Source organism: Pseudomonas sp. SK3(2021) (genome assembly GCF_016772375.1).
GTDB lineage: Bacteria > Pseudomonadota > Gammaproteobacteria > Pseudomonadales > Pseudomonadaceae > Aquipseudomonas > Aquipseudomonas chlororaphis_I.
Genome location: NZ_CP061943.1, coordinates 2,019,355 through 2,043,149, shown reverse-complemented (window position 1 = coordinate 2,043,149; position 23,795 = coordinate 2,019,355). Strand labels below are relative to the sequence as shown.

At 64.0% G+C, this 23,795-nt stretch carries 20 protein-coding genes; 10 read left to right on the top strand and 10 right to left on the bottom strand.

Annotated features, from left to right (window positions below; translation table 11 throughout):
* Window positions 1–7: 7 nt before the first annotated feature.
* The 5 genes from IF690_RS09270 to IF690_RS09250 all read right to left on the bottom strand — a co-directional run bounded on the left by IF690_RS09270 (window position 8) and on the right by IF690_RS09250 (window position 6,983).
* Window positions 8–1,849: a carbamoyltransferase family protein gene (locus IF690_RS09270; protein WP_202699844.1), complete on the bottom strand. Its 1,842-nt coding sequence runs from the start codon at window positions 1,847–1,849 to the stop codon at window positions 8–10.
* Window positions 1,850–1,914: 65 nt separating this feature from the next.
* On the bottom strand, window positions 1,915–2,541 hold the full coding sequence (locus IF690_RS09265; RefSeq protein ID WP_009047754.1) for a LysE family translocator: 627 nt from the start codon (window positions 2,539–2,541) through the stop codon (window positions 1,915–1,917).
* Window positions 2,542–2,555: 14 nt separating this feature from the next.
* Window positions 2,556–3,599: an inosamine-phosphate amidinotransferase 1 gene (locus IF690_RS09260; RefSeq protein WP_202699843.1), complete on the bottom strand. Its 1,044-nt coding sequence runs from the start codon at window positions 3,597–3,599 to the stop codon at window positions 2,556–2,558.
* Window positions 3,600–3,615: 16 nt separating this feature from the next.
* The gene (locus tag IF690_RS09255) at window positions 3,616–5,793 is read right to left on the bottom strand and encodes an iron-containing redox enzyme family protein (RefSeq protein WP_202699842.1); all 2,178 of its coding nucleotides are present in this window, start codon (window positions 5,791–5,793) and stop codon (window positions 3,616–3,618) included.
* 185 nt (window positions 5,794–5,978) lie between these two features.
* Entirely contained in the window at window positions 5,979–6,983 is a 1,005-nt protein-coding gene (locus IF690_RS09250) for an SGNH/GDSL hydrolase family protein (RefSeq protein WP_202699841.1), read from the bottom strand.
* Between the two features lie 275 nt (window positions 6,984–7,258).
* Between IF690_RS09250 and IF690_RS09245 the strand changes: the two genes are divergently transcribed.
* Complete coding sequence (locus tag IF690_RS09245; RefSeq protein ID WP_202699840.1) at window positions 7,259–8,674, top strand: aminotransferase-like domain-containing protein; 1,416 nt, start codon at window positions 7,259–7,261, stop codon at window positions 8,672–8,674.
* Between the two features lie 36 nt (window positions 8,675–8,710).
* Here the strand turns inward: IF690_RS09245 and IF690_RS09240 are convergent, their stop codons facing one another.
* Window positions 8,711–9,637 (bottom strand): DUF808 domain-containing protein, encoded by a 927-nt coding sequence (locus IF690_RS09240; protein WP_202699839.1) that lies wholly within the window; start codon window positions 9,635–9,637, stop codon window positions 8,711–8,713.
* Between the two features lie 135 nt (window positions 9,638–9,772).
* Between IF690_RS09240 and IF690_RS09235 the strand changes: the two genes are divergently transcribed.
* Complete coding sequence (locus IF690_RS09235) at window positions 9,773–10,381, top strand: TetR/AcrR family transcriptional regulator (RefSeq protein WP_009047748.1); 609 nt, start codon at window positions 9,773–9,775, stop codon at window positions 10,379–10,381.
* A 127-nt stretch (window positions 10,382–10,508) separates the two neighbouring features.
* Here the strand turns inward: IF690_RS09235 and IF690_RS09230 are convergent, their stop codons facing one another.
* Window positions 10,509–10,949, bottom strand: a complete 441-nt coding sequence (locus IF690_RS09230; RefSeq protein ID WP_202699838.1) for a GlcG/HbpS family heme-binding protein — start codon at window positions 10,947–10,949, stop codon at window positions 10,509–10,511.
* Window positions 10,950–11,214: 265 nt separating this feature from the next.
* Between IF690_RS09230 and gcl the strand changes: the two genes are divergently transcribed.
* From gcl to IF690_RS09190, 8 genes are all read left to right on the top strand, one after another.
* Window positions 11,215–12,990: a glyoxylate carboligase gene (gene gcl / locus IF690_RS09225; protein ID WP_202699837.1), complete on the top strand. Its 1,776-nt coding sequence runs from the start codon at window positions 11,215–11,217 to the stop codon at window positions 12,988–12,990.
* Between the two features lie 137 nt (window positions 12,991–13,127).
* Window positions 13,128–13,910, top strand: a complete 783-nt coding sequence (gene hyi / locus IF690_RS09220; RefSeq protein ID WP_202699836.1) for a hydroxypyruvate isomerase — start codon at window positions 13,128–13,130, stop codon at window positions 13,908–13,910.
* A gap of 160 nt (window positions 13,911–14,070) precedes the next feature.
* Complete coding sequence (locus IF690_RS09215) at window positions 14,071–14,961, top strand: 2-hydroxy-3-oxopropionate reductase (protein ID WP_202699835.1); 891 nt, start codon at window positions 14,071–14,073, stop codon at window positions 14,959–14,961.
* 186 nt (window positions 14,962–15,147) lie between these two features.
* On the top strand, window positions 15,148–16,428 hold the full coding sequence (locus IF690_RS09210; protein WP_202699834.1) for a glycerate kinase type-2 family protein: 1,281 nt from the start codon (window positions 15,148–15,150) through the stop codon (window positions 16,426–16,428).
* Complete coding sequence (gene pyk, locus IF690_RS09205; RefSeq protein WP_202699833.1) at window positions 16,418–17,833, top strand: pyruvate kinase; 1,416 nt, start codon at window positions 16,418–16,420, stop codon at window positions 17,831–17,833. Before IF690_RS09210 ends, pyk begins: the two co-directional genes overlap by 11 nt.
* A 94-nt stretch (window positions 17,834–17,927) precedes the next feature.
* Window positions 17,928–18,839: an urea transporter gene (locus IF690_RS09200; RefSeq protein WP_202699832.1), complete on the top strand. Its 912-nt coding sequence runs from the start codon at window positions 17,928–17,930 to the stop codon at window positions 18,837–18,839.
* A 21-nt stretch (window positions 18,840–18,860) separates the two neighbouring features.
* Entirely contained in the window at window positions 18,861–19,706 is an 846-nt protein-coding gene (locus IF690_RS09195) for an ion transporter (protein ID WP_202699831.1), read from the top strand.
* A gap of 109 nt (window positions 19,707–19,815) precedes the next feature.
* Window positions 19,816–20,814, top strand: a complete 999-nt coding sequence (locus IF690_RS09190; RefSeq protein ID WP_202699830.1) for a sulfate ABC transporter substrate-binding protein — start codon at window positions 19,816–19,818, stop codon at window positions 20,812–20,814.
* 310 nt (window positions 20,815–21,124) lie between these two features.
* On the opposite strand, the gene IF690_RS09185 is transcribed toward IF690_RS09190, so the two are convergent.
* From IF690_RS09185 to IF690_RS09175, 3 genes are all read right to left on the bottom strand, one after another.
* On the bottom strand, window positions 21,125–21,754 hold the full coding sequence (locus IF690_RS09185; RefSeq protein ID WP_202699829.1) for a DUF5666 domain-containing protein: 630 nt from the start codon (window positions 21,752–21,754) through the stop codon (window positions 21,125–21,127).
* Between the two features lie 372 nt (window positions 21,755–22,126).
* Window positions 22,127–23,269: a hypothetical protein gene (locus IF690_RS09180; RefSeq protein ID WP_202699828.1), complete on the bottom strand. Its 1,143-nt coding sequence runs from the start codon at window positions 23,267–23,269 to the stop codon at window positions 22,127–22,129.
* Between the two features lie 115 nt (window positions 23,270–23,384).
* Window positions 23,385–23,789 (bottom strand): hypothetical protein, encoded by a 405-nt coding sequence (locus IF690_RS09175; RefSeq protein WP_202699827.1) that lies wholly within the window; start codon window positions 23,787–23,789, stop codon window positions 23,385–23,387.
* Window positions 23,790–23,795 lie beyond the last annotated feature (6 nt).

Sequence of the window (23,795 nt, the reverse complement as noted above, 5' to 3'; positions counted from 1 at the left end):
TGAGCGATCAGTCCAGCGGGATCTCGTTGCGCCAGTCGACCTCTTCGACGAACTCCGGCTGGGTCGTGCGCTCGAGAATGAAGCTGCCCAGCACCAGCACATCCATCTCGGTGCGCATGAAGCAGGCGTAGGCTTCTTCCGGCTTGCACACGATCGGCTCGCCGCGCACGTTGAACGAGGTGTTGACCAGCACCGAGCAGCCGGTGCGCTTCTTGAAACTGCGCAGCAGACGGGTGAAGGGCGCGTTGTTCTCTTCGGTCACGGTCTGTACCCGCGCCGACAGGTCGACGTGGGTCACCGCCGGCAGTTGCGAACGGATCGAGTTGATGCTGCCCAGGCCCCGCTCGGGGCCGCCGGGCTGCAGCGACTCGGCGGTCTTGATCGAGTCGGTGACCTGCGAAACCATCAGCATGTAAGGGCTCTTCTCGCAGATGTCGAAGTAGATCTGGGCGTCCTCGTCCAGCACCGCCGGGGCAAAGGGCCGGAAGGATTCGCGGTACTTGATCTTCAGGTTCATGGTGCGCTGCATCTCGGGATTGCGTGGATCGCCGAGGATCGAGCGCGCGCCCAGGGCTCGCGGGCCGAACTCCATGCGCCCCTGGAACCAGCCGACCACGGCGCCGTCGGCCAGGTGCCGCGCGGTTTCGTCATACAGCTCGGCACCCTGGAAACGCCGGTACGGATACTGGTTGGCGTCGAGAAACGCCTGGATCTCTTCATCGCCAAAGCCCGGCCCCAACAGGCTGCCGCTCATGGCGTCGAGTTTCTTGCTGCCCAGGTGCGGACGCCCGGTGCGCTTGACCGAATAGTCCATGGCCGCCCCCAGGGCACAACCGGCGTCGCCGGCCGCGGGCTGAATCCAGATCGCGTCGAAACGCCCGGAACGGCTGAGCACGCCGTTGGCCACGCAGTTGAGCGCCACGCCACCGGCCAGGCACAGGTTGCGGTAACCGGTCTGCCGCACGGCCGCGGTGGCCAGTCCCAGCACCACTTCCTCGGTCACCTGCTGCACCGAGGCCGCCAGGTCGCATTCGCGCTGGGTGATCGGGCTCTCCGGCTTGCGCACCGGGCCGCCGAACAGTTCCTCGAACGCCTCGCCGACCATGCGCTCGCCACGCAGGTACTCGAAGTACTTCATGTTCAGGGTGAAGGAGCCGTCGGCGCGGATGTTGATCAGTTCCTTGCGGATCTTGTCGGCATAGATCGGCCGGCCGTAAGGCGCCAGGCCCATGAGCTTGTACTCGCCGGAGTCGACCTTGAAGCCGCAGTAATAGGTGAACGCCGAGTAGAACAGGCCGACCGAGTGCGGATAGGAAATCGAGTTCATCAGGTCGAGCTTGGAACCGTCGCCCTTCCAGATCGTGGTCGAGTGCCATTCGCCGATGCCGTCGATGCACAGCACCGCCGCCTGCTCGAACGGCGACGGGAAAAACGCCGCCGCGGCATGGGAACGGTGGTGCTGCGAGGCGATGGTGAGCGGTCCGGTACCACGTCCCAGTTCCTCGAGTTTCTCGTCGATGAACTTGAGCACGTTGAGCTTCCAGCGGATCCATTCCGGCATGGTACTGATGAAGGTGCGCGCGCCGCTGATGCCGCCGCTGGCGAAGGAGGAAATCATCCGCGAGAACTTTTCCTGCGGGTCTTCGTAGTAGACCACGGCAGTCAGCTCATCGAGGCCGATCCCCTCGGCGTCCAGGCAGTACTTGATGGCATTGGCCGGAAACGCCGCGTCGTGCCGCACCCGCGTGAAGCGCTCTTCCTGGGCTGCAGCCACTGGCACCCCGTCCTTCACCAGCGCCGCGGCGCTGTCGTGATAGAACGCCGAAATCCCTAATACGTAAGTAGCCATTTAAACGCTCATCCTCATAGCTTCATGCCAATCCATGGAAATTCCCTGTGTCTGTGCACAGTCCGTCATCCGTGCAACCAACTTGAGACCGGCAGGCTTTTTAATGCCGGAATCAACGACACCACCAACAACACACTCATTGAAATGTTGAACAGCCGGAGCCGGTTCGGCTCGCTGAGAAAGCGCCGCAAATAACGTCCGAACAGCACCCAGACCATCGAGCAGGGCGAGCCGAAGAGAAAGAAGATCAAGGCGATCAGCAGGATCTGCGCACTGTAGGAACCGACCGGCGTGGTGTAGGCCAGGACCGCGCCCACCGCCATGATCCAGGCCTTGGGGTTGACCCACTGGAACAGTGCGGCGCCGGTGAAGCCCAGCGGACGCCCGCCCTGGTCGTCGAGATCGACCGTGGGCGCCGTGGCGATCCGGTAAGCCAGGTACAGCATGTACAGGGCACCGATCACCTGCAGGATGTCATGCAGGCTGGGATAACGATGGAACACCGCGCCAGCACCGAGCCCCACCGCGATCAGCATCAGTGGAAAGCCGATGTTGATGCCCGCGACGTGGCGCAAGGTGCGGCTGATGCCGAAGTTGACCCCGGAGGACATCAGCATCACGTTGTTCGGCCCCGGCGTCACGCAGGTGGAAATCGCGAACAGGATGACGGCGTAGTAGTCCAGATTCTGCATGCCCCAGGCTCCGCTCAACGATAGTCTTCAAGGGTGCCGCGGCGACGAATGTCGACCGACACGCAATGGAAGCCGCCACTGAGGCTGCGGGCATGGCGCATTTTCAGCGGCGCCACATCGATACCGTGTTTTTCCAGGGCGCGAATCAGCGGCACCTGCTGGTCGTTGATCACCGCCAGCGCCGGGTTGACCATGATGAAATTCATGCCCTGCCAGATCGACGCGCGCGGATAGGACCAGCAATAGCCGGTGTCGACCATTTCCGGCGCCCAGATGATGTCCCAGTTCTTGAACAGCGCCGGCACCTGGTACTTGCGGATCCGCTCCGGACACAACACCACCAGCCCCGGGCGGACCACAGTGATGGTGGTGTCCAGGTGCGTGCCGTCGTACACGCCGCTCACCGGGTGCACCCGGTAACGGTCGCCCAGCACCCGCTGCAGCCACTGGCACCCCAGTTCGTTGCCGCTGCGCGAGACCAGATAGAGGATGTCCTCGCCGACGCGGATCACGTTGGCGGCGTCGAAGATCGGCTCGTCATTGGCAATGATCGAGCCGTCCTTGGGGTTGATCCGGTAGGTGCTGTCCAGTAACTGTGGCTTGGGCGCGGAAATCCAGTTGGAGCCGCTGGCAAAGTATTCGGCCAGGTGCCGGCGATAGGCGAACGGTTCCAGGTAGCGACTGCGCAGCGCCATCGGCGCCTCGATGATGGTCTGGCCAATGGGCAGCAGCACATCCCGCGGGCAGTAGTTGTACTCACCGTCGGTTTTCCAGGCGCAAGTGCCGAATACCGCACGATGATCAGTGACGTCCGGGCGCCGCACTATGACTCCGTGGGAACGCAGGAAGGCGGCAAAGGCGTCCAGGTCCTCGCTGGCTTCCTCGATCACCTGCTGCGGATAGGGGCCGGATGGAATGTCCTCGATGTAGTCATGCTGCTCGCTGTAATCCAGGGCGAACAGGCCACGGTCGGGGCGCGGCACCTGGGCGCCCTGGGCGACGCCGACGATCATTTCTTCCAGCGGATCCCACTCGTTGTGCACGTTGACCAGAGACATGGACACTCCTTGATGTTCAGGCCGTTACGCCGACCGGCGCGGCAGGGACAATAGGTTCGTGATGGAACAGCGCCTGGTCCTCGCCCCGCGTCTTGCTCCGGGGCAGCACCGCGCCCGCGGAACCGATACCCAGGCGCTGCAACCAGGACGTCAGGCGGTCCGGCTGCGGTGCCAGGGACTCATAGCCGACGCGGACCCGCTGCCAGTGTTCTGCCAGTTCCGCCGGTTTCGTCGCGGCGACCTGGCGCATGTAGGCATCGATGGCGTCCACCGCCCAGGCCGAATGCCCGGTGGTGACGTTATCGATGGTGTTGTGCAGGTCGACGAACGCCGTGCTGAAGCCGTAGTGCCGGAGGAAGCGCCGGGCCGAGCGATAACTGCCGCCTACCCCCGACAGCTCCATCGCCAGGTTCATGCCGAGGATTTCCGGCATGAAGGTCACCGGCAGCTTGCCCAGGCACAGCCAGTAGACCGGCAAGCGGAACGATGCCTCACGCAGCCGCTCATCCTCGGCGAACTCACGGGCACCGGTAGGTGCCAGCTCCAGCCCCATCTGGCGCAGGCCGTCGCGGTAGATTTTCGGATGGTTCAGCGCATAGGAGCCGTTGCCCAGCTCGTCCCAGTAAGTCTGGAACAGCGCGTAACCGACATGGGACGAGGCCAGCGTCAGGTCGGTGAAACCCTGCAACCAGGCGCCGTCGATCAGGGTCAGCGGCGCCAGTTGCAGGGTGGAGTCGACGATTTCCTCGCGCGACGGCATGGCCGCCGGGTCGCTTTCTTCGAACTCCTGGCCGTGGCGATCGTGCTTGTCCAGCAACCATTCGCGCAATACGCCGACATTCCAGGATTCGGGCAAGGTGCGTTCGGAGTTTTGCAGCGAACGGCGCGACTGTTCCAGCCAGCGCGTCACATAAGCCAGGGCAAAAGCCTGGGTGCGCGGCGCCAGCGCCCTGCCCTGCAAGACGAAATAGGCCTCGCGCAGGCTCTTGGGCCACTGGCCCTGCTCTTGTGTGCCCTCGCCCGGCACCTGTGGAACCACCACGCTGCAAGGGCTTGGCGCGGGTACTTCGGCAGCTTCTGCGCGCTGGATCGGGCCGGACAGGCCATCGATCCATTTGCGGATGACGCTCAGGTCAGCCTCGCTGAAAATCCGGAACATGCGCCCGTTCGGCGCGACCAGGGTGTTGACCAACAAGCTCTTCTCGGCGTTGCCGGGCACGATCAGGCGGCTGCGCGAAAGCATTTCCAGCAGCGGCACGGGGTCGACCTGGGCCTCACGCAACCACTGCGCCAGGCTGCGGCCTTCCATCTTGTAATCCTGGTGATAGACCGCGCCGGCCCGGGCCATACGCTGGATCATCTTGCCCATCAGGCGCTCGGGCGATACCGCCGCCCGACAGTGCGTCAGCAGCCGCTCGTTGAACGTCTTCAGGGCCGCGAACAACCACTGGGCGCCCGCCTCCAGTTGCAGGCGGCGAATGTTGCCCTGGCTGGCGACCTGCTCGCAGACCCACTGGGAGATTTCCAGCGCCGAGCTGTCGCCCGCGTTTTCATCCAGTTGGTTCAGGTCGAGCCGGCGGACATCCAGCTGCTGCACATCCAGCACCGCCCACCAGGGGCTCAGCCCCAAGGCGCGCCAGGCATAGTCGATGCCGCACAGGGTGTCGCCAAAGGCATCGCTGCGGCGGCTGACCGCTTGCAGCAATGCCGGTAATTCGAACAGTTCGTCAGGCAGGTCGGGGAGCGTGGAAAGCTCGAACGGCGAAACCGCATAGGCGGTCAGCCCCGCCTGCACCAACAGCGCTTTGAAGTGATCGGCGCGCGATGCCAGGGGCCGCCCGACGCCCACGTCGTGGGCCAGCAGCTCCATGAGCTTGAGCTGCGCGCTGTCCTCGAAAACCCCGGGGGCGCTCATGCCTTGCAGCCAGCAGCCCAGCACCGAGGCCAATGGCGCCGAGTGCACCAGCAGCGCCTCGGCGAATTCCCGTTGGTTGCCCAGCTCCGCGGCCTGGCTGGCCAGCTCGCGGTAAACCCGGGCCTGCTCGTCACGCCAGTGCTCGATCTGCACCCGCAACCCGGGCAGCCCCTCCGCACCGGTTTCCCCCGGTGCGGCCAGGCCCATCAGGCGCCGAATACTGACATCCCCCAGAAAGCTCTCGGGGTTGCTGACTGATCGATAAAACTGGCGCCACATACTGTTTACTTCCCATCCAGGTTGGAGACCAAGGCAATCCATTGCCGGCCCTCAGTCATCGGCAAGCAATGACATCGGGTGTCGAGATCAGAACATCGGGTAGATCGAAGAGTCCGGCTTCTTCTTTTTCTTCTTGCCGAAGAGGCGTTGGAACAAGCTCTTGATGTAACTCATGGCAGACTCCTTTAAAGAACATCGAGGATGATTTTCGAGACGAAATCATTCCCCTGGTCGGTGAAGTGAATACGGTCGACGAACAACCACTGTTCAGGCCGCAGGGCCTCGGACAGCAGCGGTGTAATGTTCACGAAACGCACACCCATCTTCTGGGCGCCCTCGCGCAGGCGGGCGGCATAGGCCTCGCAGACGCTGGGCTGCAGGATGTCGCCATAGACCTCGCTGAAACTGCCCGCGCGATCCAGCTCGGCGAACAGCTGTTCTTCCTCGTCGCAACCCTTTGCCCGGACCCAGCCGGCCAGCGGCTGCAGAATGAAGGTCAGCTTGGCGCCCATGTCGGCCGCCAGCGCGCGCCAGGTATCCAGGTGACGCAGGGTCAGGTCGGCGGCGTATTCGATCTGCTCTTCCATGGTCGGTGGCGGCTCGGGCGCCGGCTCTTCCTGTTCCTTGCCGAGCAGGGCGCGGAACATGCCACGCTTGGGTGCCTGGGGCTCCGGACGCATGGCGTCGAAGAACTGGTTGCAGTTGAAAAAAGCGCCGTGTTCGCCACGGCTGCTTTGTGGCTGGCGGGCCAGCCCCAGGTTATTGAACCCGGAAAACAGCACGATCTCGTCGACCTTGGGCAGCAAATGACGGTAAAGGGTGAAGAGCGTCAGTTCCTGGGTCGAGTTGAAGCTGCGGCCGCCGAAGTTGATCCAGGGCTTGCTGTCCGGATCGTTCTCGGCCAGGCGCGAGGGCAGTGTCCAGGCGTCCGAACTGGCACCGATGCCGAACACTGTGGAACTGCCGGCCAGCACCCGCACGCTCTTGGCGTGGCGGCTGTTGACCACCGAATACTGTATGCCCAGCAGCTCCGAATAGCGGAAGCCCGAGGCATCTGTATTGACCACCTCCGAACGGTGGTCGGCAGGATGGAAATACATCAAATAAGGAAGCCAGCGAACCTCACCGCCGTCGGTGAACTTCTGCTCGTACTCAGCCATCTGCGGAGTCAGTTTGATCCTTGCCGTCATTACCCTGCTCTTCCTTGAGAAGTCATCGTCTAAAGTAGCCTGGAGGGGAAAGCCCGTTACACGTTGCCCGGGAGACTCTGAATTGCGCCGCAGCTGTATTGAAGAACAACCAGTACAGCGCGATGCGGGCCATCTTCCCAAAGGCAATCACTGTCTTATAGGTACACGCCGGATGATTTTTCTCAGTACAGATTGCCTTTTCAGCCTGAAAAATTCTCAAAAAAAGTGAAATCTGTAACTTTTTATACGACAGATGAGTCGCTACAGTCCCCCGCATGACTCGATACCTGAATCTCGCCGAATACATCAGCAGCCGCATTGAGCAAGGGTTATACGGGCCGGGGGAGCGCTTGCCTTCGGTTCGGGCCCTGAGCCTCGAACACGGCGTCAGCCTCACCACCGTGCAACAGGCCTATCGGGTCCTGGAAAGCTCGGGGCTGGCTATCCCCAAGCCCAAGTCGGGCTATTTCGTCCCGGCCGGCCGGCGTTTGCCGGAGCTGCCGAAGATGGGACGACCGTCGTTGCGGCCTGTGGATATCTCCCAGTGGGACCTGGTGCAGGAATTGATGCGCCAGGAGCAGAACGCCAATGCCATTCAGCTGGGTTGCGGCATGCCCGACACCACGGCGCCGACCCTCAAGCCGCTGCTGACCGCCCTGGCGCGGATCAGCCGGCGCAGTGACAGCCCGAGCCTGCAGTACAACCACCTGCAAGGCGTATTGACCTTGCGCGAGCAGATTGCCCGTCTCGGCGTCGACTCCGGTTGCCGCCTGACACCCGCGGAAATCGTCGTCACCAGCGGCTGCCAGGAAGCCCTGTCCATCGCCATCCGCGCGCTGTGCGAACCCGGCGACATCGTGGCCATCGCCTCCCCCTGCTTCCACGGCATCATCCAGTTGCTCAAGGCCGCCGGCCTCAAGGCCCTGGAGATTCCCACCGACCCGGTCACCGGGATCAGCCTGGAAGCCATGGAAATGGCCCTGGAACAGTGGCCGATCAAGGCCATCCAGCTCACGCCCAATTGCAACAACCCGTTGGGCTACATCATGCCGGACGATCGCAAGCGCGCGATGATCCGCCTGGCCCAGCGCTACGACGTGCCGATCATCGAAGACGATATCTATGGCGACCTGGCGTTCCGCTACCCGCGGCCGCGCACCCTGAAGTCATTCGATGACGACGGGCGCGTGCTGCTGTGCAGTTCGTTCTCGAAAACCCTGGCGCCGGGCCTGAGGATCGGCTGGATCGCCCCGGGGCGTTACCTGCCGCAAGTGCTGCACATGAAATACGTCGGCTCCGGCACCACCGCGACCCAGCCGCAGCTGGCGGTGGCCGAATTCATTGCCAAGGGTCATTACCTGCCGCACCTGCGCCGGATGCGCAAACAGTACCAGCGCCATCGCGACCTGATGACCGAGTGGATCAGCCGCTACCTGCCGGAAGGCACCCGGGTCAGCAAACCCCAGGGCGGGTTCACCTTGTGGGTGGAACTGCCGGACGAGTTCGACACCTACACCCTGAACCGGCTGCTGGAAGCCGAGGACATCCAGATCGCCAACGGCAATATCTTTTCCGCGGCCGGCAAGTACCGCAATTGCCTCAGGCTGAACTTTGCCGGCGTGCCCAACCGCAAGATCGAACAGGCGATCAACAAGATCGGCCTGGCGGTCGCGCAACTGCTCCCCGCCTGACAGGCCCTCGCCGCTGTGGTGAGGGCCTTCAACGGATCAGGCCCTGGCCGCGCGCCACAGCTTGCCGCCCAGCGACACCGCCACCAGTACCGCGGCACCGGCGATGATGCCGGCCACGGCATTGAGCAGCGTCGGCATGATCAGCGAAAACCCGCCAACCGCCTCGGCCGTGTGCGCCGTGACAGTCTCGATCCAGTGATGCGCCGCTGGCACGCCGTGGGTCAGGATGCCGCCGCCGACCATGAACATGGCCGCGGTGCCAATCACCGAGAGGCTTTTCATCATGTAGGGCGCCGCGCTCAGGATCGCGCCGCCGATACTTTTTGCTGCCCGGCCCGGCTTCTGCGTCAACCACAGGCCAAGGTCGTCGAGCTTGACGATGCCGCCCACCAGGCCATACACGCCGATGGTCATGACGATGGCGATGCCCGATAGCACCACCACTTGCTGCATCAATGGCGCATCGGCGACGGTGCCCAGGGTAATGGCGATGATCTCGGCCGAGAGAATGAAGTCGGTGCGGATCGCGCCCTTGATCTTGGTCTTCTCGAAAGCCACCAGATCGGTGGCCGGGTCTGCCACGGCCTCGATCAGTTGCTGGTGCTCGGCCTGATCCTCGGCCTTGCTGTGGAGGAACTTGTGGGCGAGTTTCTCAAAGCCCTCGAAGCACAGGTAGGCACCGCCGAGCATCAGCAGCGGTATCACCAGCCAGGGCGCAAAGGCACTGATGGCCAGCGCTGCGGGCACCAGGATCAGCTTGTTCAGGAACGAGCCCTTGGCCACCGCCCAGACCACCGGCAGCTCACGCTCGGCGCGCACCCCGGAGACCTGCTGGGCATTGAGCGCAAGATCGTCCCCCAACACCCCGGCGGTCTTCTTCGCCGCCATCTTGGTCATCAGCGCCACGTCGTCGAGTACCGTGGCAATATCGTCGATCAGCACCAGCAAACTGCTTCCGGCCATGGATCAGGGTTCCTTGAGGTCATAAATGTGGCGAAGCATAGCGCGCAACGGAGGCTGGCGGGGCATTCTTGAGCCTCGCGCAAGGCCGGTGCTACCATGCGCAACCGCCCGAACAGGCAAGGAATCACCTGGTTTATGAGCACCATCCGCGAGCGCAACAAAGAACTGATCCTGCGTGCCGCCAGTGAAGAGTTTGCCGACAAAGGCTTCGCTGCGACCAAAACCAGCGACATCGCGGCCAAGGCGGGGCTGCCCAAACCCAACGTCTACTACTACTTCAAATCCAAGGAAAACCTCTACCGCGAGGTCCTGGAAAGCATCATCGAGCCGATCCTCCAGGCTTCGACCCCGTTCAACGCCGACGGCGTGCCCAGCGAAGTACTGAGCGGCTACATCCGCTCGAAGATCCGTATCTCCCGCGACCTGCCCTTCGCCTCCAAGGTGTTCGCCAGCGAGATCATGCACGGCGCTCCGCACCTGAGCCCGGACCAGGTCGAGCAGCTCAACGCCCAGGCCAAGCACAACATCGATTGCATCCAGACCTGGATCGATCGTGGCCAGATCGCCCCCATCGACCCGCACCACCTGATGTTCAGCATCTGGGCCGCGACCCAGACCTACGCCGACTTCGACTGGCAGATCTCGGTGGTGACCGGCAAGGCCAAGCTGGACGAGTCCGATTACGAAGCCGCCGCCCAGACCATCATCCGCCTGGTGCTCAAGGGCTGCGAAACGGACCAGTAATCCCCCCCTGTAGCCGCTGCCGCAGGCTGCAATAAGGCCGAAGGCCTTCAGCGATCTTCAGATCTTGCGCACACGTTGTGTGCGATCGCAGCCTGCGGCAGCGGCTACACGGCTACACGGCTACAGATCAGGCGCTCACGCCCGCATCCGCCTGCAAGCCCTGCGCCTCGATGGCGCTGATCGCACATTGCTCGTCGATGTCCGAGGTGTCGCCACTGATACCGATCGCCCCCACCACCGCCCCCTGCTGATCACGAATCAACACCCCACCCGGCGCCGGCACCACGCTGCCCTGCCCCAGGCTATTGAGCGCGGCAATGAAGGCCGGCCGCTGTTGCGCATCCAGCGCCAGCAGGCGCGAGCCCTTGCCCAGGGCGATCGCGCCCCAGGCCTTGCCGATGGCGATCTGTGGCCGCAGCAGGCTGGCCCCGTCTTCGCGCTGCAAGGTCACCAGGTGCCCGCCGGCATCGAGCACCGCGATGGTCAAGGGTGCCGCGCCGATCTCGCGGCCAAAGGCCAGGGCCTTGCCGGCCAAGCTGACCGCAACGTTCAAGGTTAAAGCGCTCATGGGTGCCGTCCTTATTTTGTTATTGGGAAAAATCGGGGGTGTTCCGATCAGAAGCTCGACACAACAAATAGAACACAACAAATTTTGTTTTTGTATACAATAATCTTCGTAAATCTCTGATTCAGACGAAAAGCCGCCTGTTTATCGACATCAGACGAATGCATCCAAGCGCGAGAGAAAATGGATTGACCTGCGATGCTCGCCGTGAATACACTCTCCGCAAAGCCACTTGTATACAATTACAAAACGTAAGAGGCACAAAATAATGAGCAAAATGAGAGCAATCGAAGCCGCCGTTCTGGTGATGCGCCGTGAAGGGGTCGATACCGCTTTCGGCATCCCGGGTGCCGCCATCAACCCGCTGTACTGCGCCCTGCAAAAGGTCGGCGGCATCGATCACGTCCTCGCTCGCCACGTTGAAGGCGCCTCGCACATGGCCGAGGGTTACACCCGCACCAAAGCCGGCAACATCGGCGTGTGCATCGGGACGTCCGGCCCTGCCGGCACCGACATGGTCACCGGTCTGTACAGCGCCTCGGCCGACTCGATCCCGATTCTCTGCATCACCGGCCAGGCCCCTAGGGCCCGCCTGCACAAGGAAGACTTCCAGGCCGTCGATATCACCAGCATCGTCAAGCCGGTGACCAAATGGGCGACCACCGTCCTGGAACCGGGCCAGGTGCCCTACGCCTTCCAGAAAGCCTTCCATGAAATGCGCTCCGGCCGTCCCGGCCCGGTGCTGATCGACCTGCCGTTCGACGTGCAGATGGCCGAAATCGAATTCGACATCGACGCCTACCAGCCGCTGCCGCGGGCCTTGCCTTCGGCGACAAGGGTCCAGGTCGAAAAGGCCCTGGCCTTGCTGGACCAGGCCGAGCGGCCGTTGCTGGTCGCCGGCGGCGGTATCATCAATGCCGATGCCAGCGAACTGCTGGTGGAATTCGCCGAACTGACCGGCATCCCGGTCATCCCGACCTTGATGGGCTGGGGCAGCATCCCCGACGATCACCCGCAGATGGTCGGCATGGTCGGCCTGCAGACCTCCCACCGCTATGGCAATGCCACCCTGCTCAAGTCTGATGTGGTCCTGGGCATCGGCAACCGCTGGGCCAACCGCCACACCGGCTCGGTGGACGTCTACACCGAGGGGCGCAAATTCATCCACGTGGACATCGAGCCGACCCAGATCGGCCGGGTATTCACCCCGGACCTGGGCATCGTCTCCGACGCCAGCTCGGCGCTGACCGTGTTCATCGAAGTCGCTCGCGAGTGGCAGGCCGCCGGCAAGCTGAAGAACCGTAGCGCCTGGCTGCAGGATTGCCAGCAGCGCAAGTCGAGCCTGCAACGCAAGACCCACTTCGACAACGTGCCGGTCAAGCCGCAGCGGGTGTATGAAGAGATGAACCAGGTGTTCGGCAAGGACACCTGCTATGTCAGCACCATCGGCCTGTCGCAGATTGCCGGCGCGCAGTTCCTGCACGTGTACAAGCCACGCCACTGGATCAACTGCGGCCAGGCCGGCCCGCTGGGCTGGACCATCCCGGCGGCGCTGGGGGTGGTCAAGGCCGACCCGAGCCGCAAGGTGGTGGCGCTGTCCGGCGACTATGACTTCCAGTTCATGATCGAAGAGCTGGCCGTGGGCGCGCAGTTCAAGCTGCCGTACATCCACGTGGTGGTGAACAACTCCTACCTGGGCCTGATCCGCCAGGCACAGCGCGGTTTCGACATGGACTACTGCGTACAGCTGTCCTTCGACAACCTCAACGCCCCGGAACTCAACGGCTATGGCGTGGACCACGTCGCGGTCGCCGAAGGCCTGGGCTGCAAGGCGCTGCGGGTATTCGAGCCGTCGGGCATCCAGCCGGCCCTGCGCCAGGCCCAGGAAATGCTCGAGCAGTTCAAGGTGCCGGTGATCGTCGAGATCATCCTGGAGCGTGTCACCAACATCTCCATGGGCACCGAGATCAACGCGGTCAACGAATTCGAAGACTTGGCGCTGGTCGGCAACGATGCCCCGACCGCGATTTCCCTGCTCGACTGACCCCCCTATGTAGCCGCTGCCGAAGGCTGCGATCGCATCCGCAGGATGCGCAAGATCTCAGGATCGTCGAAGGCCTTCGGCCTTATCGCAGCCTGCGGCAGCGACTACAGGGATTGATACCTCTACAGGAGACCACCATGCCGCGTTTTGCCGCCAACCTGTCCATGCTGTTCACCGAACAGGACTTCCTCGCCCGCTTCAAGGCCGCCGCCGAGGCCGGCTTCAGTGGTGTCGAATACCTGTTCCCCTACGAATTCAGCTCCGCCGAGATCAAGGCGCAACTCGACGCCCACGGCCTGACCCAAGTGCTGTTCAACCTGCCTGCGGGCGATTGGGTGAAAGGCGAGCGCGGTATCGCCTGCCTGCCGGACCGGGTCGAAGAGTTCCGCGCCGGGGTCGACCTGGCCATCGCCTACGCCCAGGTGCTGGGCAATACCCAGATCAACTGCCTGGCCGGCATCCGCCCACAGGGTGTGGACGATGCCACGGTGGAAAAGACCTTTATCGCCAACCTCAAGTACGCCGCCGAGAAGCTCCAGGCCGTGGGCATCAAGCTGGTGATGGAAGCGATCAACACCCGCGACATCCCGGGCTTCTACCTGAACAACACGGCCCAGGCCCTGTCGATCCGCGAGCAGGTCGGCAGCAGCAACCTGTACCTGCAATACGACATCTACCACATGCAAATCATGGAGGGCGATCTGGCCCGGACCCTGTCCGGCCACCTGGACGCGATCAACCATGTCCAACTGGCGGACAACCCGGGGCGTAACGAACCGGGGACCGGCGAGATCAACTACCACTTCCTGTTCGGGCACCTGGACAAGATCGGCTACCAGGGCTGGGTCGGCTGCGAATACAAGCCGCTGACCACCACCGAGGCCGGCCTGGGCTGGCTCAAGAGCCACAACGCAATCTGATCGAGTACCGCGTCATCGTTCATCGCTGTAGGAGCGAGCTTGCTCGCGAAGGTCGTCAACGATGACGCAGGCATCCTGAATAAACACGGCGCCCTGCCATTTTTCGCGAGCAAGCTCGCTCCTACAGAGGGCGTGCTACCTAACAAAAGAGGATTTTCTCATGGCAAAAATCGGATTCATCGGCACCGGCATCATGGGCCACCCAATGGCCTCCAACCTGCAGAAAGCCGGTCACAGCCTGTTCCTGTCCCAGCACCACGACGCGGCCCCGGCCGATCTGGTCGCCGCCGGCGCAATCGCCCTGGCCAGCCCCAGGGAAGTGGCCCAGGAAGCCGAATTCATCATCGTCATGGTCCCGGATACCCCGCAGGTCGACGACGTACTGTTCCGCGCCGACGGCGTGGCCGCGGGCGTCGGCCCGGGCAAGGTGGTGATCGACATGAGTTCGATCTCGCCGACCGCGACCAAGGCCTTCGCCGCCAGGATCAACGAGAAAGGCGCGCAATACCTGGACGCCCCGGTGTCCGGCGGTGAAGTCGGCGCCAAGGCGGCGACCCTGAGCATCATGGCCGGCGGCGACAGCCAGGCCTTCGAGCGCGCCCTGCCGCTGTTCCAGGCCATGGGCAAGAACATCACCCTGGTCGGCGGCAACGGCGACGGCCAGACCGCCAAGGTGGCGAACCAGATCATCGTCGCCCTGAACATCCAGGCGGTGGCCGAGGCCCTGCTGTTCGCCGCGAAAAACGGCGCCGATCCGGCCAAGGTGCGTGAGGCGCTGATGGGCGGCTTCGCCTCCTCGAAGATCCTCGAGGTGCACGGCGAGCGCATGATCAAGGGCACCTTCGACCCGGGTTTCCGCATCAGCCTGCACCAGAAGGACCTCAACCTGGCCCTGCAAGGCGCCAAGGAGCTGAGCATCAACCTGCCGAACACCGCCAATGCCCAGCAAGTGTTCAGCACCTGCGCGGCCATCGGCGGCGGCAACTGGGACCACTCGGCGCTGATCAAGGGCCTGGAACACATGGCGAACTTCTCGATCCGCGACAAGTAAGAGAACGCCAGGAAATCCCCTGTAGCCGCTGCCGAAGGCTGCGATCGACTTGGGCGGCACTCCGACGCAGCAGGCGTGCACTTGCACATCGCAGGAAGGTTCTTCGAACCTTATCGCAGCCTTCGGCAGCGGCTACAGGTTGCGTTACAGCCACACCTCGAACAACAAGAAATCCGGGAGCCCGCCATGCCGGTCGATCCGCAACAATTCCTCCGTGAGCTGTTCGCCACAGCCATCGACGCCGCCCACCCGCAGCACGTCCTCGAAGCCCATTTGCCCAGCGACCGCAGCGGCCGGGTGATCGTCATCGGTGCCGGCAAGGCCGCCGCGGCCATGGCCCAGGTGGTCGAACGCTGCTGGCAGGGTGAAGTCAGCGGGCTGGTCGTCACCCGCTACGGCCACGGCGCCCCCTGCGAAAAAATCGAAGTGGTCGAAGCCGCCCATCCGGTACCCGATGCCGCCGGCCTGGCCGTGGCCAAGCGCGTGCTGGAGCTGGTCGGCGACCTGTCGGAACAAGACCGGGTGATCTTCCTCCTGTCCGGCGGCGGTTCCGCCCTGCTGGCCCTGCCCGCCGCGGGCATTACCCTGGCGGACAAGCAGTCGATCAACAAGGCCCTGCTCAAGTCCGGCGCCAGCATCGGCGAGATGAATTGCGTGCGCAAACACCTCTCGGCGATCAAGGGCGGCCGCCTGGCCAAGGCCTGCTGGCCGGCCACTGTCTACACCTACGCGATTTCCGATGTACCGGGCGACCTGGCCACGGTCATCGCTTCCGGCCCCACCGTGGCCGACCCCAGCACCTCGGCCGAGGCCCTGGCGATCCTCAAGCGTTATGCCATCGAGGTACCGGCGGCGGTGCGCGCCTGGCTGCAAAGCCCGGAGTCGGAAACCGTCAAGCCCAACGACCCGAGCCTGGCCCGCAGTCACTTCCAGTTGATCGCCCGGCCGCAGCAGTCGCTGGAGGCCGCCGCGGTGCAAGCCCGCCAGGCCGGTTTCAGCCCGCTGATCCTCGGCGACCTGGAAGGCGAGTCCCGCGAGGTGGCCAAGGTCCATGCCGGCATCGCCCGCCAGGTGGTGCTGCACGGCCAGCCGCTGGCGGCGCCCTGCGTGATCCTGTCCGGCGGTGAAACCACGGTCACCGTGCACGGCAATGGCCGCGGCGGACGCAATGCCGAGTTCCTCCTGAGCCTGACCGAGAGCCTCAAGGGCCTGCCCGGCGTCTACGCCCTGGCCGGCGACACCGACGGCATCGACGGCTCCGAAGACAACGCCGGCGCGATCATGGCCCCGGACAGCCATGCCCGCGCCACCGCCCTGGGCCTGAATGCCAGCGACGAGCTGGACAACAACAACGGCTATGGCTATTTCGCGGCCCTGGACGGGTTGATCGTCACCGAACCGACCCGTACCAACGTCAACGACTTCCGCGCCATCCTGATCCTCGAGAGCCCCAAACATGACGCCTGACAAAAAGGTCAAAATCCTCGCCACCCTCGGCCCGGCCATCGACGGCATCGACGATATCCGCGAGCTGGTGCAGGCCGGGGTGAATATCTTTCGCCTCAACTTCAGCCATGGCGACCACGCCGATCACGCCCAGCGTTACCAGTGGATCCGCGAAGTCGAAAAACAGCTGAACTACCCGCTGGGCATCCTGATGGACCTGCAAGGCCCGAAACTGCGGGTCGGCACGTTCGCCGACGGCAAGGTCCAGTTGCACCGCGGCCAGGCCCTGCGCCTGGACCTGGACAGCACCCCGGGCGACCAGCGCCGGGTCAACCTGCCCCACCCGGAAATCCTCAAAGCCCTGGAGCCGGGCATGGACCTGCTGCTGGACGATGGCAAGCTGCGCCTGCGGGTCACCGCCAAGCACGCCGCCGCCATCGACACCACGGTGCTCAACGGTGGCGAGCTGTCGGACCGCAAGGGCGTCAACGTCCCGCAAGCGGTGCTCGACCTCAGCCCGCTGACCGCCAAGGACCGCCGCGACCTGGACTTCGGCCTGGAGCTTGGGGTGGACTGGGTCGCCCTGTCGTTCGTGCAACGCCCCGAGGACATTCGCGAAGCCCGCGCGCTGATCGGCGACAAGGCATTCCTGATGGCCAAGATCGAGAAACCCTCGGCGGTCACCCAATTGCGCGAGATCGCCGAACTGAGCGACGCAATCATGGTGGCCCGTGGCGACCTGGGGGTTGAAGTGCCGGCCGAAAGCGTGCCGCAGATCCAGAAGAACATCATCGGCACCTGCCGCCAGCTGGGTAAGCCGGTGGTGGTGGCCACGCAGATGCTCGAATCCATGCGCTTCTCCCCCGCCCCGACCCGGGCCGAGGTCACGGACGTGGCCAACGCGGTGGCCGAGGGCGCCGACGCGGTGATGCTCTCGGCGGAAACCGCTTCCGGCGAATACCCGCTGGAAGCAGTGCAGATGATGAGCAAGATCATCCGCCAGGTGGAAAGCGGCCCCGACTACCAGGCCCAGCTCGACGTCAGCCGGCCCCAGGCCGAAGCCACGGTGTCCGATGCCATCAGCTGCGCGATCCGTCGCATCAGCAGCATCCTGCCGGTGGCGGTGCTGGTGAACTACAGCGAATCCGGCAGCTCCAGCCTGCGCGCGGCCCGGGAACGGCCGACGGTGCCGATCCTCAACCTGACACCGACCCTGTCCACCGCACGCCGCCTCACCGTGGCCTGGGGCGTGCACTCGGTGGTCAACGACCGCCTGCGCCAGGTCGACGAGGTCTGCTCCACCGCCCTGGAAATCGCCCAGGCGCAAGGCATGGCCAAACGTGGCGACACGCTGTTGATCACCGCTGGCGTGCCGTTCGGCCAGCCGGGCTCGACCAACTCGCTGCGCATCGAAACCCTGATCTGAGCCCATCGCGAGCAAGCTCGCGCCTGCGGGAACGACACACACCCTGTAGGAGCGAGCTTGCTCGCGATGACCGCACAGCGGTCAAGACGTCCTCATGTCCACACATCAACACTGCCCCGACTGGGCCACCGCCCTGCTCAACGGCTTCAGTCAGGTCTTCCTCCAGCGCCATCCGCTGTGCGGCCTGCTGTGCATGCTGGCCATCCTCCTGAGCGCTCCGGCGCTGCTCGGCGGCGCCTTGCTGGGCGGCGTGGCCGGGCTGCTCACCGCGCAGCGCCGGGGTTATGCCAAGGCCGACCGGCAAGCCGGGCTGTTCAGCTACAACGGGGTCCTGCTCGGCCTGCTCCTGAGCCTGCGATTCGACTGGTCGGTGCTGCTGCCACCGCTGATCATCGCCTGCGGCGGCCTCAGTGCGATCCTCACCCAGCAATGGCTCAAACGCGCCCGCGATCAATATTGCCTAGCGGCCTACACCGCGCCCTTCGTCGGCCTCGGCTGGTTGCTCCTGGGCCTGGCCGCGCCACTGCCCGCCAGTGCCGACGCGCCCCGGGCCGAACCCGATGCGCTGGAGTTGCTGCTGGCACTGATCCAGGGGCTCGGCCAGGTGATGTTCCTCGAGCATCCGCTGGCCGGGGCATTGATCGCCCTCGGGCTGTTACTGGCCGATCGCCGGGCAGCCGCCTGGGCCGCATTCGGCTCGGCGATAGGCCTGGGCTTCGCCCTGCTGCAGGACCCCGCTGGCGCCCCGCAGGGCCTTGGCGGCTACAACAGCGCCCTGGTGGCCCTGGCCCTGAGCCAGGACCAGCGCCGGTCCTGGCTGGCGCTGCCGGGAATAGCCCAGGCGCTACTGCTCGCCCCAGGCTTCACCGCGCTAGGCCTGCCCCCTCTCACCGCCCCCTTTATCCTCGCCTGCTGGCTGGTCCGCGCCGCACTGCGGACACTACGCCAGGCCGCCGTGGACAGCACGCCTTGCGCTACCGGGGCCAATCCCCCTAGGCTTCGCTGACCTTCAATTCAGGCGGACAGCATGGACAGCAACACGGACAACAACCGGCACTGGCGCGAGCGTCTCTACGTCATGATTTTCCAGACCGACACCGTGGCCGGTCGACGCTTCGACAGCACCCTGTTGCTGATCATCCTCGCCAGCCTGGTGATCGTGATCCTCGACAGCATCGACGAGGTGCATCAGAACTACGCCAATGTGCTGGCCTATATCGAATGGGGTTTCACCCTGATCTTCGCCATCGAATACGGCCTGCGCCTGTACTGCTCGCCCAAGCCGCTGCGCTACGCCTTCAGTTTCTATGGGCTGGTGGACCTGCTGGCCATCGTGCCGGGGATCCTCGCCCTGTATTACAGCGACGCCCAGTACCTGCTGATCATCCGGGTGATCCGCATGCTGCGTATCTTCCGGGTGCTCAAGCTCAGCCCGTATCTCAAGCAGGCCAACTACCTGATGTCGGCGCTGCGCGGCAGCAGACAGAAAATCATCGTGTTCCTGCTCAGCGTATCGACCCTGGTCACGGTATTCGGCACCCTGATGTATGTGGTCGAGGGGCCCGAGCATGGATTCACCAGCATCCCCAAGGGCATCTACTGGGCCATCGTCACCCTGACCACCGTGGGCTTTGGCGATATCGTGCCGAAGACGCCGCTGGGCCAGGTGATTTCGTCCCTGGTGATGATCACCGGTTACTCGATCATCGCCGTGCCCACCGGGATCTTCACCGCGGAACTGGCCAATGCCCTGCGCGGCGAACAGCTCAAGCACGACTGCCCGGTGTGCAGGAAAAACGACCATGAGCACGGTGCCGCGTTCTGCTCGCGGTGTGGCAATGCGTTGTTCCCGAAAGTGGTTCAAGGAAACTGAATAAGCAAAGCACTTTTTAATCTTTAAAGAGATATACCGCCCCGGCTATAGTCGGCGGCAAATTGCCTTCACTCTCGAATACTTCACGCTCAACAAAAAGGAATGTGCAGTGAAAAAACTCGTTAGCGCCTCTCTCCTGGCCGCCGGCCTGGCACTGGGCAGCGTCGCCCAGGCCGCCCCAACCCTGCTCAACGTTTCCTACGACGTGATGCGAGACTTCTACAAGGACTACAACACGGCCTTCCAGAAGCACTGGCAGGCCGAGCACAACGAGAACATCACCCTGCAGATGTCCTTTGGCGGTTCCAGCAAACAGGCGCGCTCGGTGATCGACGGCCTGCCGGCCGACGTCATCACCATGAACATGGCCACTGACATCAACGCCCTGGCGGACAACGGCAAGCTGGTGCCGGACAACTGGGTGACCCGCCTGCCGAACAACAGCGCCCCCTTCACCTCGGCCACCGTGTTCATCGTGCGCAAGGGCAACCCCAAGGCCCTGAAAGACTGGCCGGACCTGCTCAAGGATGGCGTGCAAGTGATAGTGCCGAACCCGAAGACCTCGGGTAACGGCCGCTACACCTACCTGTCGGCCTGGGGTTATGTGCTGAAGAACGGCGGCGACGAGAACAAGGCCAAGGACTTCGTCGGCAAGCTGTTCAAGCAGGCACCGGTGCTCGACACCGGCGGCCGCGCCGCCACCACCACCTTCATGACCAACCAGATCGGCGATGTGCTGGTGACCTTCGAGAACGAAGCGGAAATGATCGCCCGCGAATTCGGCCGCGATCAGTTCGAAGTCATCTACCCGAGCGTTTCCGCCGAAGCCGAGCCGCCGGTGTCGGTGGTGGACAAGGTGGTCGACAAGAAAGGCTCGCGCGCCGCGGCCGAGGAATACCTGAAGTACCTGTGGTCGCCGCAAGGCCAGGAAATCGCCGCCAACAACTACCTGCGCCCACGGGACCCGAACGTGCTGGCCAAGTACACCGACCGCTTCCCGAAAGTCGACTTCCTGTCGGTGGAAAAAACCTTCGGCGACTGGCGCACCGTGCAGAAGACCCACTTCAACGATGGCGGGGTCTTCGACCAGATCTACGGCGGGAAATAACCGGCCGGCCCATGAAAAAAGCGACCCTCGGGTTAATGCCGATCAGTTAAGGCTTTTTGTAGGAGCGGCCGGTCGACGCTCGATTGCTCGCGAAGAACTCCAGCACAGCGCGTTAAACCAGGCAGTACGCGTTATCGTTGACGTTTTTCGCGAGCAAGCTCGCTCCTACAGTCGAGCCAATCGCTTAACTGATCGGCATTAACCCTCGGGTCGCTTTTTTATTGCTGGCGCCTAAAGCCCGGCGCCCACATCGACCAAGGCGCTCCGAAACCAGGCCGTTGAAACGCCTGGCAACGTAACCGCCTGCCAGCTACATCGGCGGCGTCACCCCATCCTTGCCGGCGGAAATCGACTGCGCGGTGAGTGTGCCGTCCGCGCTCTGGGACACGAACATCACCACCTTGACCCCGGCCTTGAGCAAGCTGCGCTCGCCCGGCACCAGGTTGACGATGGGGACGTCGTCCGGCACCAGGATCGTCTGCTGGCCGCCCTTGTAGTTGACGGTCAGGGTCCGGCCGTTGCTCACCACCAGATCGCCGACGTGGCCATTGGTCATGCTGCTGCCCTTGACCAGGTCGAAGGGCCGATGGCCGTCGCCGGTGCCGGCCATCTGTGGTGGGAACACATGGACCTCCAACGCCTTGAGGCTGCCATCGGCCTGCGGCACGGCGGCCGAGCCGATGTAGCTGCCGGGCTTGATGTCCTCGATATTGGCCAGGGTCACGGCGCGGACCTGGGTCTGTGGCGTGAGGTTGATGGTGACGTTCTCGCCGCTGTTGACCTGGACCCGCACCGCATCGCCGGCAATGCTGGTGATTTCCCCGCGCACGCCGATGCGCATGCCCGGCGCGTCCTGGGCCTGGGCCGGGCTGGCCAGCAGCAATGCGCCGAGAGTGATCGCTTGAGCGCCGCCGAGCAGGCGGCGAAGACACAGATTCATGGGACGGACTTCCTGTGATGAAAGGTGGCACAGACGTCGAAACGAAAGCACTCCAGCGTCCGCGGAACAATCAGCGAGCTATGGAACTGAATGTAAGTAAATCTATCATCGCAGCGCGAGGCCGGTCGTCTGCCGCTCTGCGCCGGTCTCGCCAGGCCATTATTCCTGAACGGCATGAATGCTATCGCTCGTCAGCTGCTACCGCGTCATGGGCCAGCCTCGCACGCATCCCTTTCGCGGCAACGAGAATCGCCATGACTTCCAGGACCCGGGGCTGCCTGTCGCCAGCACGACCATGGCCCGCGGCATGGTGCTGCTGTTCGCCTTCTGCTGCGGCGCCATAGTCGCCAACCGCGACTACGCCCAGCGGATTCAGATCCGCTCGCGCACCAGCACTTCGACCTTGGCCGTCTCGCCCCACTGGCGCACCCGCTCGATCAGCGCCAGGTCGGTCTCGCCCACCAGGTACAGGGTTTCGATCGACTGCCTGGCCGCCCACTCGACGAAGCCGCACTGCTCGAAGGTGCTGACAGACGCCAGCTGGAACTCGTTTTCATAGAACCCAGGCGCCACCGCGACCCGGGTGTCCTGGGTACTGACCTCGGGCAGGAACGGACAGGCCAGGTGCACCACGTCCCACTTCGCCACGCGCCAGTTGCGCAGCGCTTCGTCGAAGCGGCTGCGGGCGCCGCGGACAAACCCCAGGCCGTCGATCACCATGCGCCGGTTGATGATCATCCACACCTTGCGCTTGCGCGGGGCCTTGAGCAGCACTTCGCCTGTGACCTTCGAGGCGCGCAGGGCCAGGGCGATTACCAGCAATACCGGAACGAAGTAGCGATAAACGGTCTCGGCGTTGGTGGCGCGGGTCAGCTGGTACAGCCTGGACACCTCGTTCCGGGCCTTGCGCTGCTCGCCCAGGGTTTCATCCAGCCGGCCGAGCCAGGCCAAGACGGGCGGCGCCGAATACCGCGCGCGAATCTCATCCAGCGCCTGGACCACTGTCCCTGCCGAGAGCGCCGTCAGCCGCCCCTGCGCCGTTCTCTCCAGCGAGGCAAAGCGCTGACAGAGCTCGTTCACCTGCGCGGCATCGGTGGCGCTATGGACAGCCGCGGCGGCACGGCAATGATCCGGCCCCAACAGATCGTCGATCTCGGCCTTGAGGCGCCTCTGGGTCGCGGCTTCATGGGATTCGGCCAGTCGATAGTCGCTCTGGAACCATTCGGTCCTGACGTTCTGGGTCTCGCTGATCAGCGCCAGCGAAGCCAGCAGCAGCCAGCCGTAATCCACGCGTTTCCAGCCAACCTCGCCCAGGGGCAAGACCGAGATGAAGCTCCAGCAGAAGAAGTAGTAGAGGAAGATGAACAGCACCAGCAGGTACACCGGCGCCAGGGAGAAGTAGATCAGCTGCGGCACTTCGACATCGGCGAAGCCATGCAGGGCGAGCAGGACAACGACCACACAGAGCCAGAAGGCCATGGGCGCGAAATAGGGTTTGTTCAGGCTTTTCTTCATCGGGCGCTCGGATGGCGATACTCAGGAACACCCCGGGGTATCGGCCATCCAACCGGCTGCTTGAACCGGCTCCGTCCGCGGTCCGCTCAGCGGTCGCGGCTTACGAGGGAGCCGCTTACTGGAACTGGCGCCCCAGCCCCGACGGCACACCGTGGATATCGGTCTCTTCCCATGGCCCGTCGGGGCTGATGGAACGGCTCCAGCCGTTGTTCCAGCGGTAGTAGGTGCGCTGGCGGTAGAAGGTGTTGGTCTGGTTATCCAGCACATAGACGCCCAGGCGCTGATCCCAGTGGCTATTGCCACCCGGCGGCGGCGCGAAGCTCGCGGAAGTGCGCGGCAGCGGCTTGGCCGGCTTGATCGGCGTGGCAGGCTTGCTCGGGGTACTGGGCGGCGCCGGCTTGGTGCTGGGCTGCGCGGGCGGAATCGGTGGCAGGGTGTCGGGCGGCGTCGGCTGCTGGACCGCACAGGCGCTCAACCCCAGGGCCAGCGTTAACAGGGTGATGCGGGCAATGGCGGTCATGGCGGC

What these genes read in the sequence shown, in the direction of transcription:
- gcl (WP_202699837.1), top strand. Translation starts at nt 11,215, where the DNA reads ATGAGCAAAATGAGAGCAATCGAAGCCGCCGTTCTGGTGATGCGCCGT.
- IF690_RS09200 (WP_202699832.1), top strand. Translation starts at nt 17,928, where the DNA reads ATGTCCACACATCAACACTGCCCCGACTGGGCCACCGCCCTGCTCAAC.
- IF690_RS09250 (WP_202699841.1), bottom strand. Translation starts at nt 6,983, where the DNA reads ATGACGGCAAGGATCAAACTGACTCCGCAGATGGCTGAGTACGAGCAG.
- IF690_RS09180 (WP_202699828.1), bottom strand. Translation starts at nt 23,269, where the DNA reads ATGAAGAAAAGCCTGAACAAACCCTATTTCGCGCCCATGGCCTTCTGG.
- hyi (WP_202699836.1), top strand. Translation starts at nt 13,128, where the DNA reads ATGCCGCGTTTTGCCGCCAACCTGTCCATGCTGTTCACCGAACAGGAC.
- IF690_RS09265 (WP_009047754.1), bottom strand. Translation starts at nt 2,541, where the DNA reads ATGCAGAATCTGGACTACTACGCCGTCATCCTGTTCGCGATTTCCACC.
- IF690_RS09230 (WP_202699838.1), bottom strand. Translation starts at nt 10,949, where the DNA reads ATGAGCGCTTTAACCTTGAACGTTGCGGTCAGCTTGGCCGGCAAGGCC.
- IF690_RS09175 (WP_202699827.1), bottom strand. Translation starts at nt 23,789, where the DNA reads ATGACCGCCATTGCCCGCATCACCCTGTTAACGCTGGCCCTGGGGTTG.
- IF690_RS09240 (WP_202699839.1), bottom strand. Translation starts at nt 9,637, where the DNA reads ATGGCCGGAAGCAGTTTGCTGGTGCTGATCGACGATATTGCCACGGTA.
- pyk (WP_202699833.1), top strand. Translation starts at nt 16,418, where the DNA reads ATGACGCCTGACAAAAAGGTCAAAATCCTCGCCACCCTCGGCCCGGCC.
- IF690_RS09245 (WP_202699840.1), top strand. Translation starts at nt 7,259, where the DNA reads ATGACTCGATACCTGAATCTCGCCGAATACATCAGCAGCCGCATTGAG.
- IF690_RS09270 (WP_202699844.1), bottom strand. Translation starts at nt 1,849, where the DNA reads ATGGCTACTTACGTATTAGGGATTTCGGCGTTCTATCACGACAGCGCC.
- IF690_RS09215 (WP_202699835.1), top strand. Translation starts at nt 14,071, where the DNA reads ATGGCAAAAATCGGATTCATCGGCACCGGCATCATGGGCCACCCAATG.
- IF690_RS09260 (WP_202699843.1), bottom strand. Translation starts at nt 3,599, where the DNA reads ATGTCTCTGGTCAACGTGCACAACGAGTGGGATCCGCTGGAAGAAATG.
- IF690_RS09235 (WP_009047748.1), top strand. Translation starts at nt 9,773, where the DNA reads ATGAGCACCATCCGCGAGCGCAACAAAGAACTGATCCTGCGTGCCGCC.
- IF690_RS09185 (WP_202699829.1), bottom strand. Translation starts at nt 21,754, where the DNA reads ATGAATCTGTGTCTTCGCCGCCTGCTCGGCGGCGCTCAAGCGATCACT.
- IF690_RS09195 (WP_202699831.1), top strand. Translation starts at nt 18,861, where the DNA reads ATGGACAGCAACACGGACAACAACCGGCACTGGCGCGAGCGTCTCTAC.
- IF690_RS09255 (WP_202699842.1), bottom strand. Translation starts at nt 5,793, where the DNA reads ATGTGGCGCCAGTTTTATCGATCAGTCAGCAACCCCGAGAGCTTTCTG.
- IF690_RS09210 (WP_202699834.1), top strand. Translation starts at nt 15,148, where the DNA reads ATGCCGGTCGATCCGCAACAATTCCTCCGTGAGCTGTTCGCCACAGCC.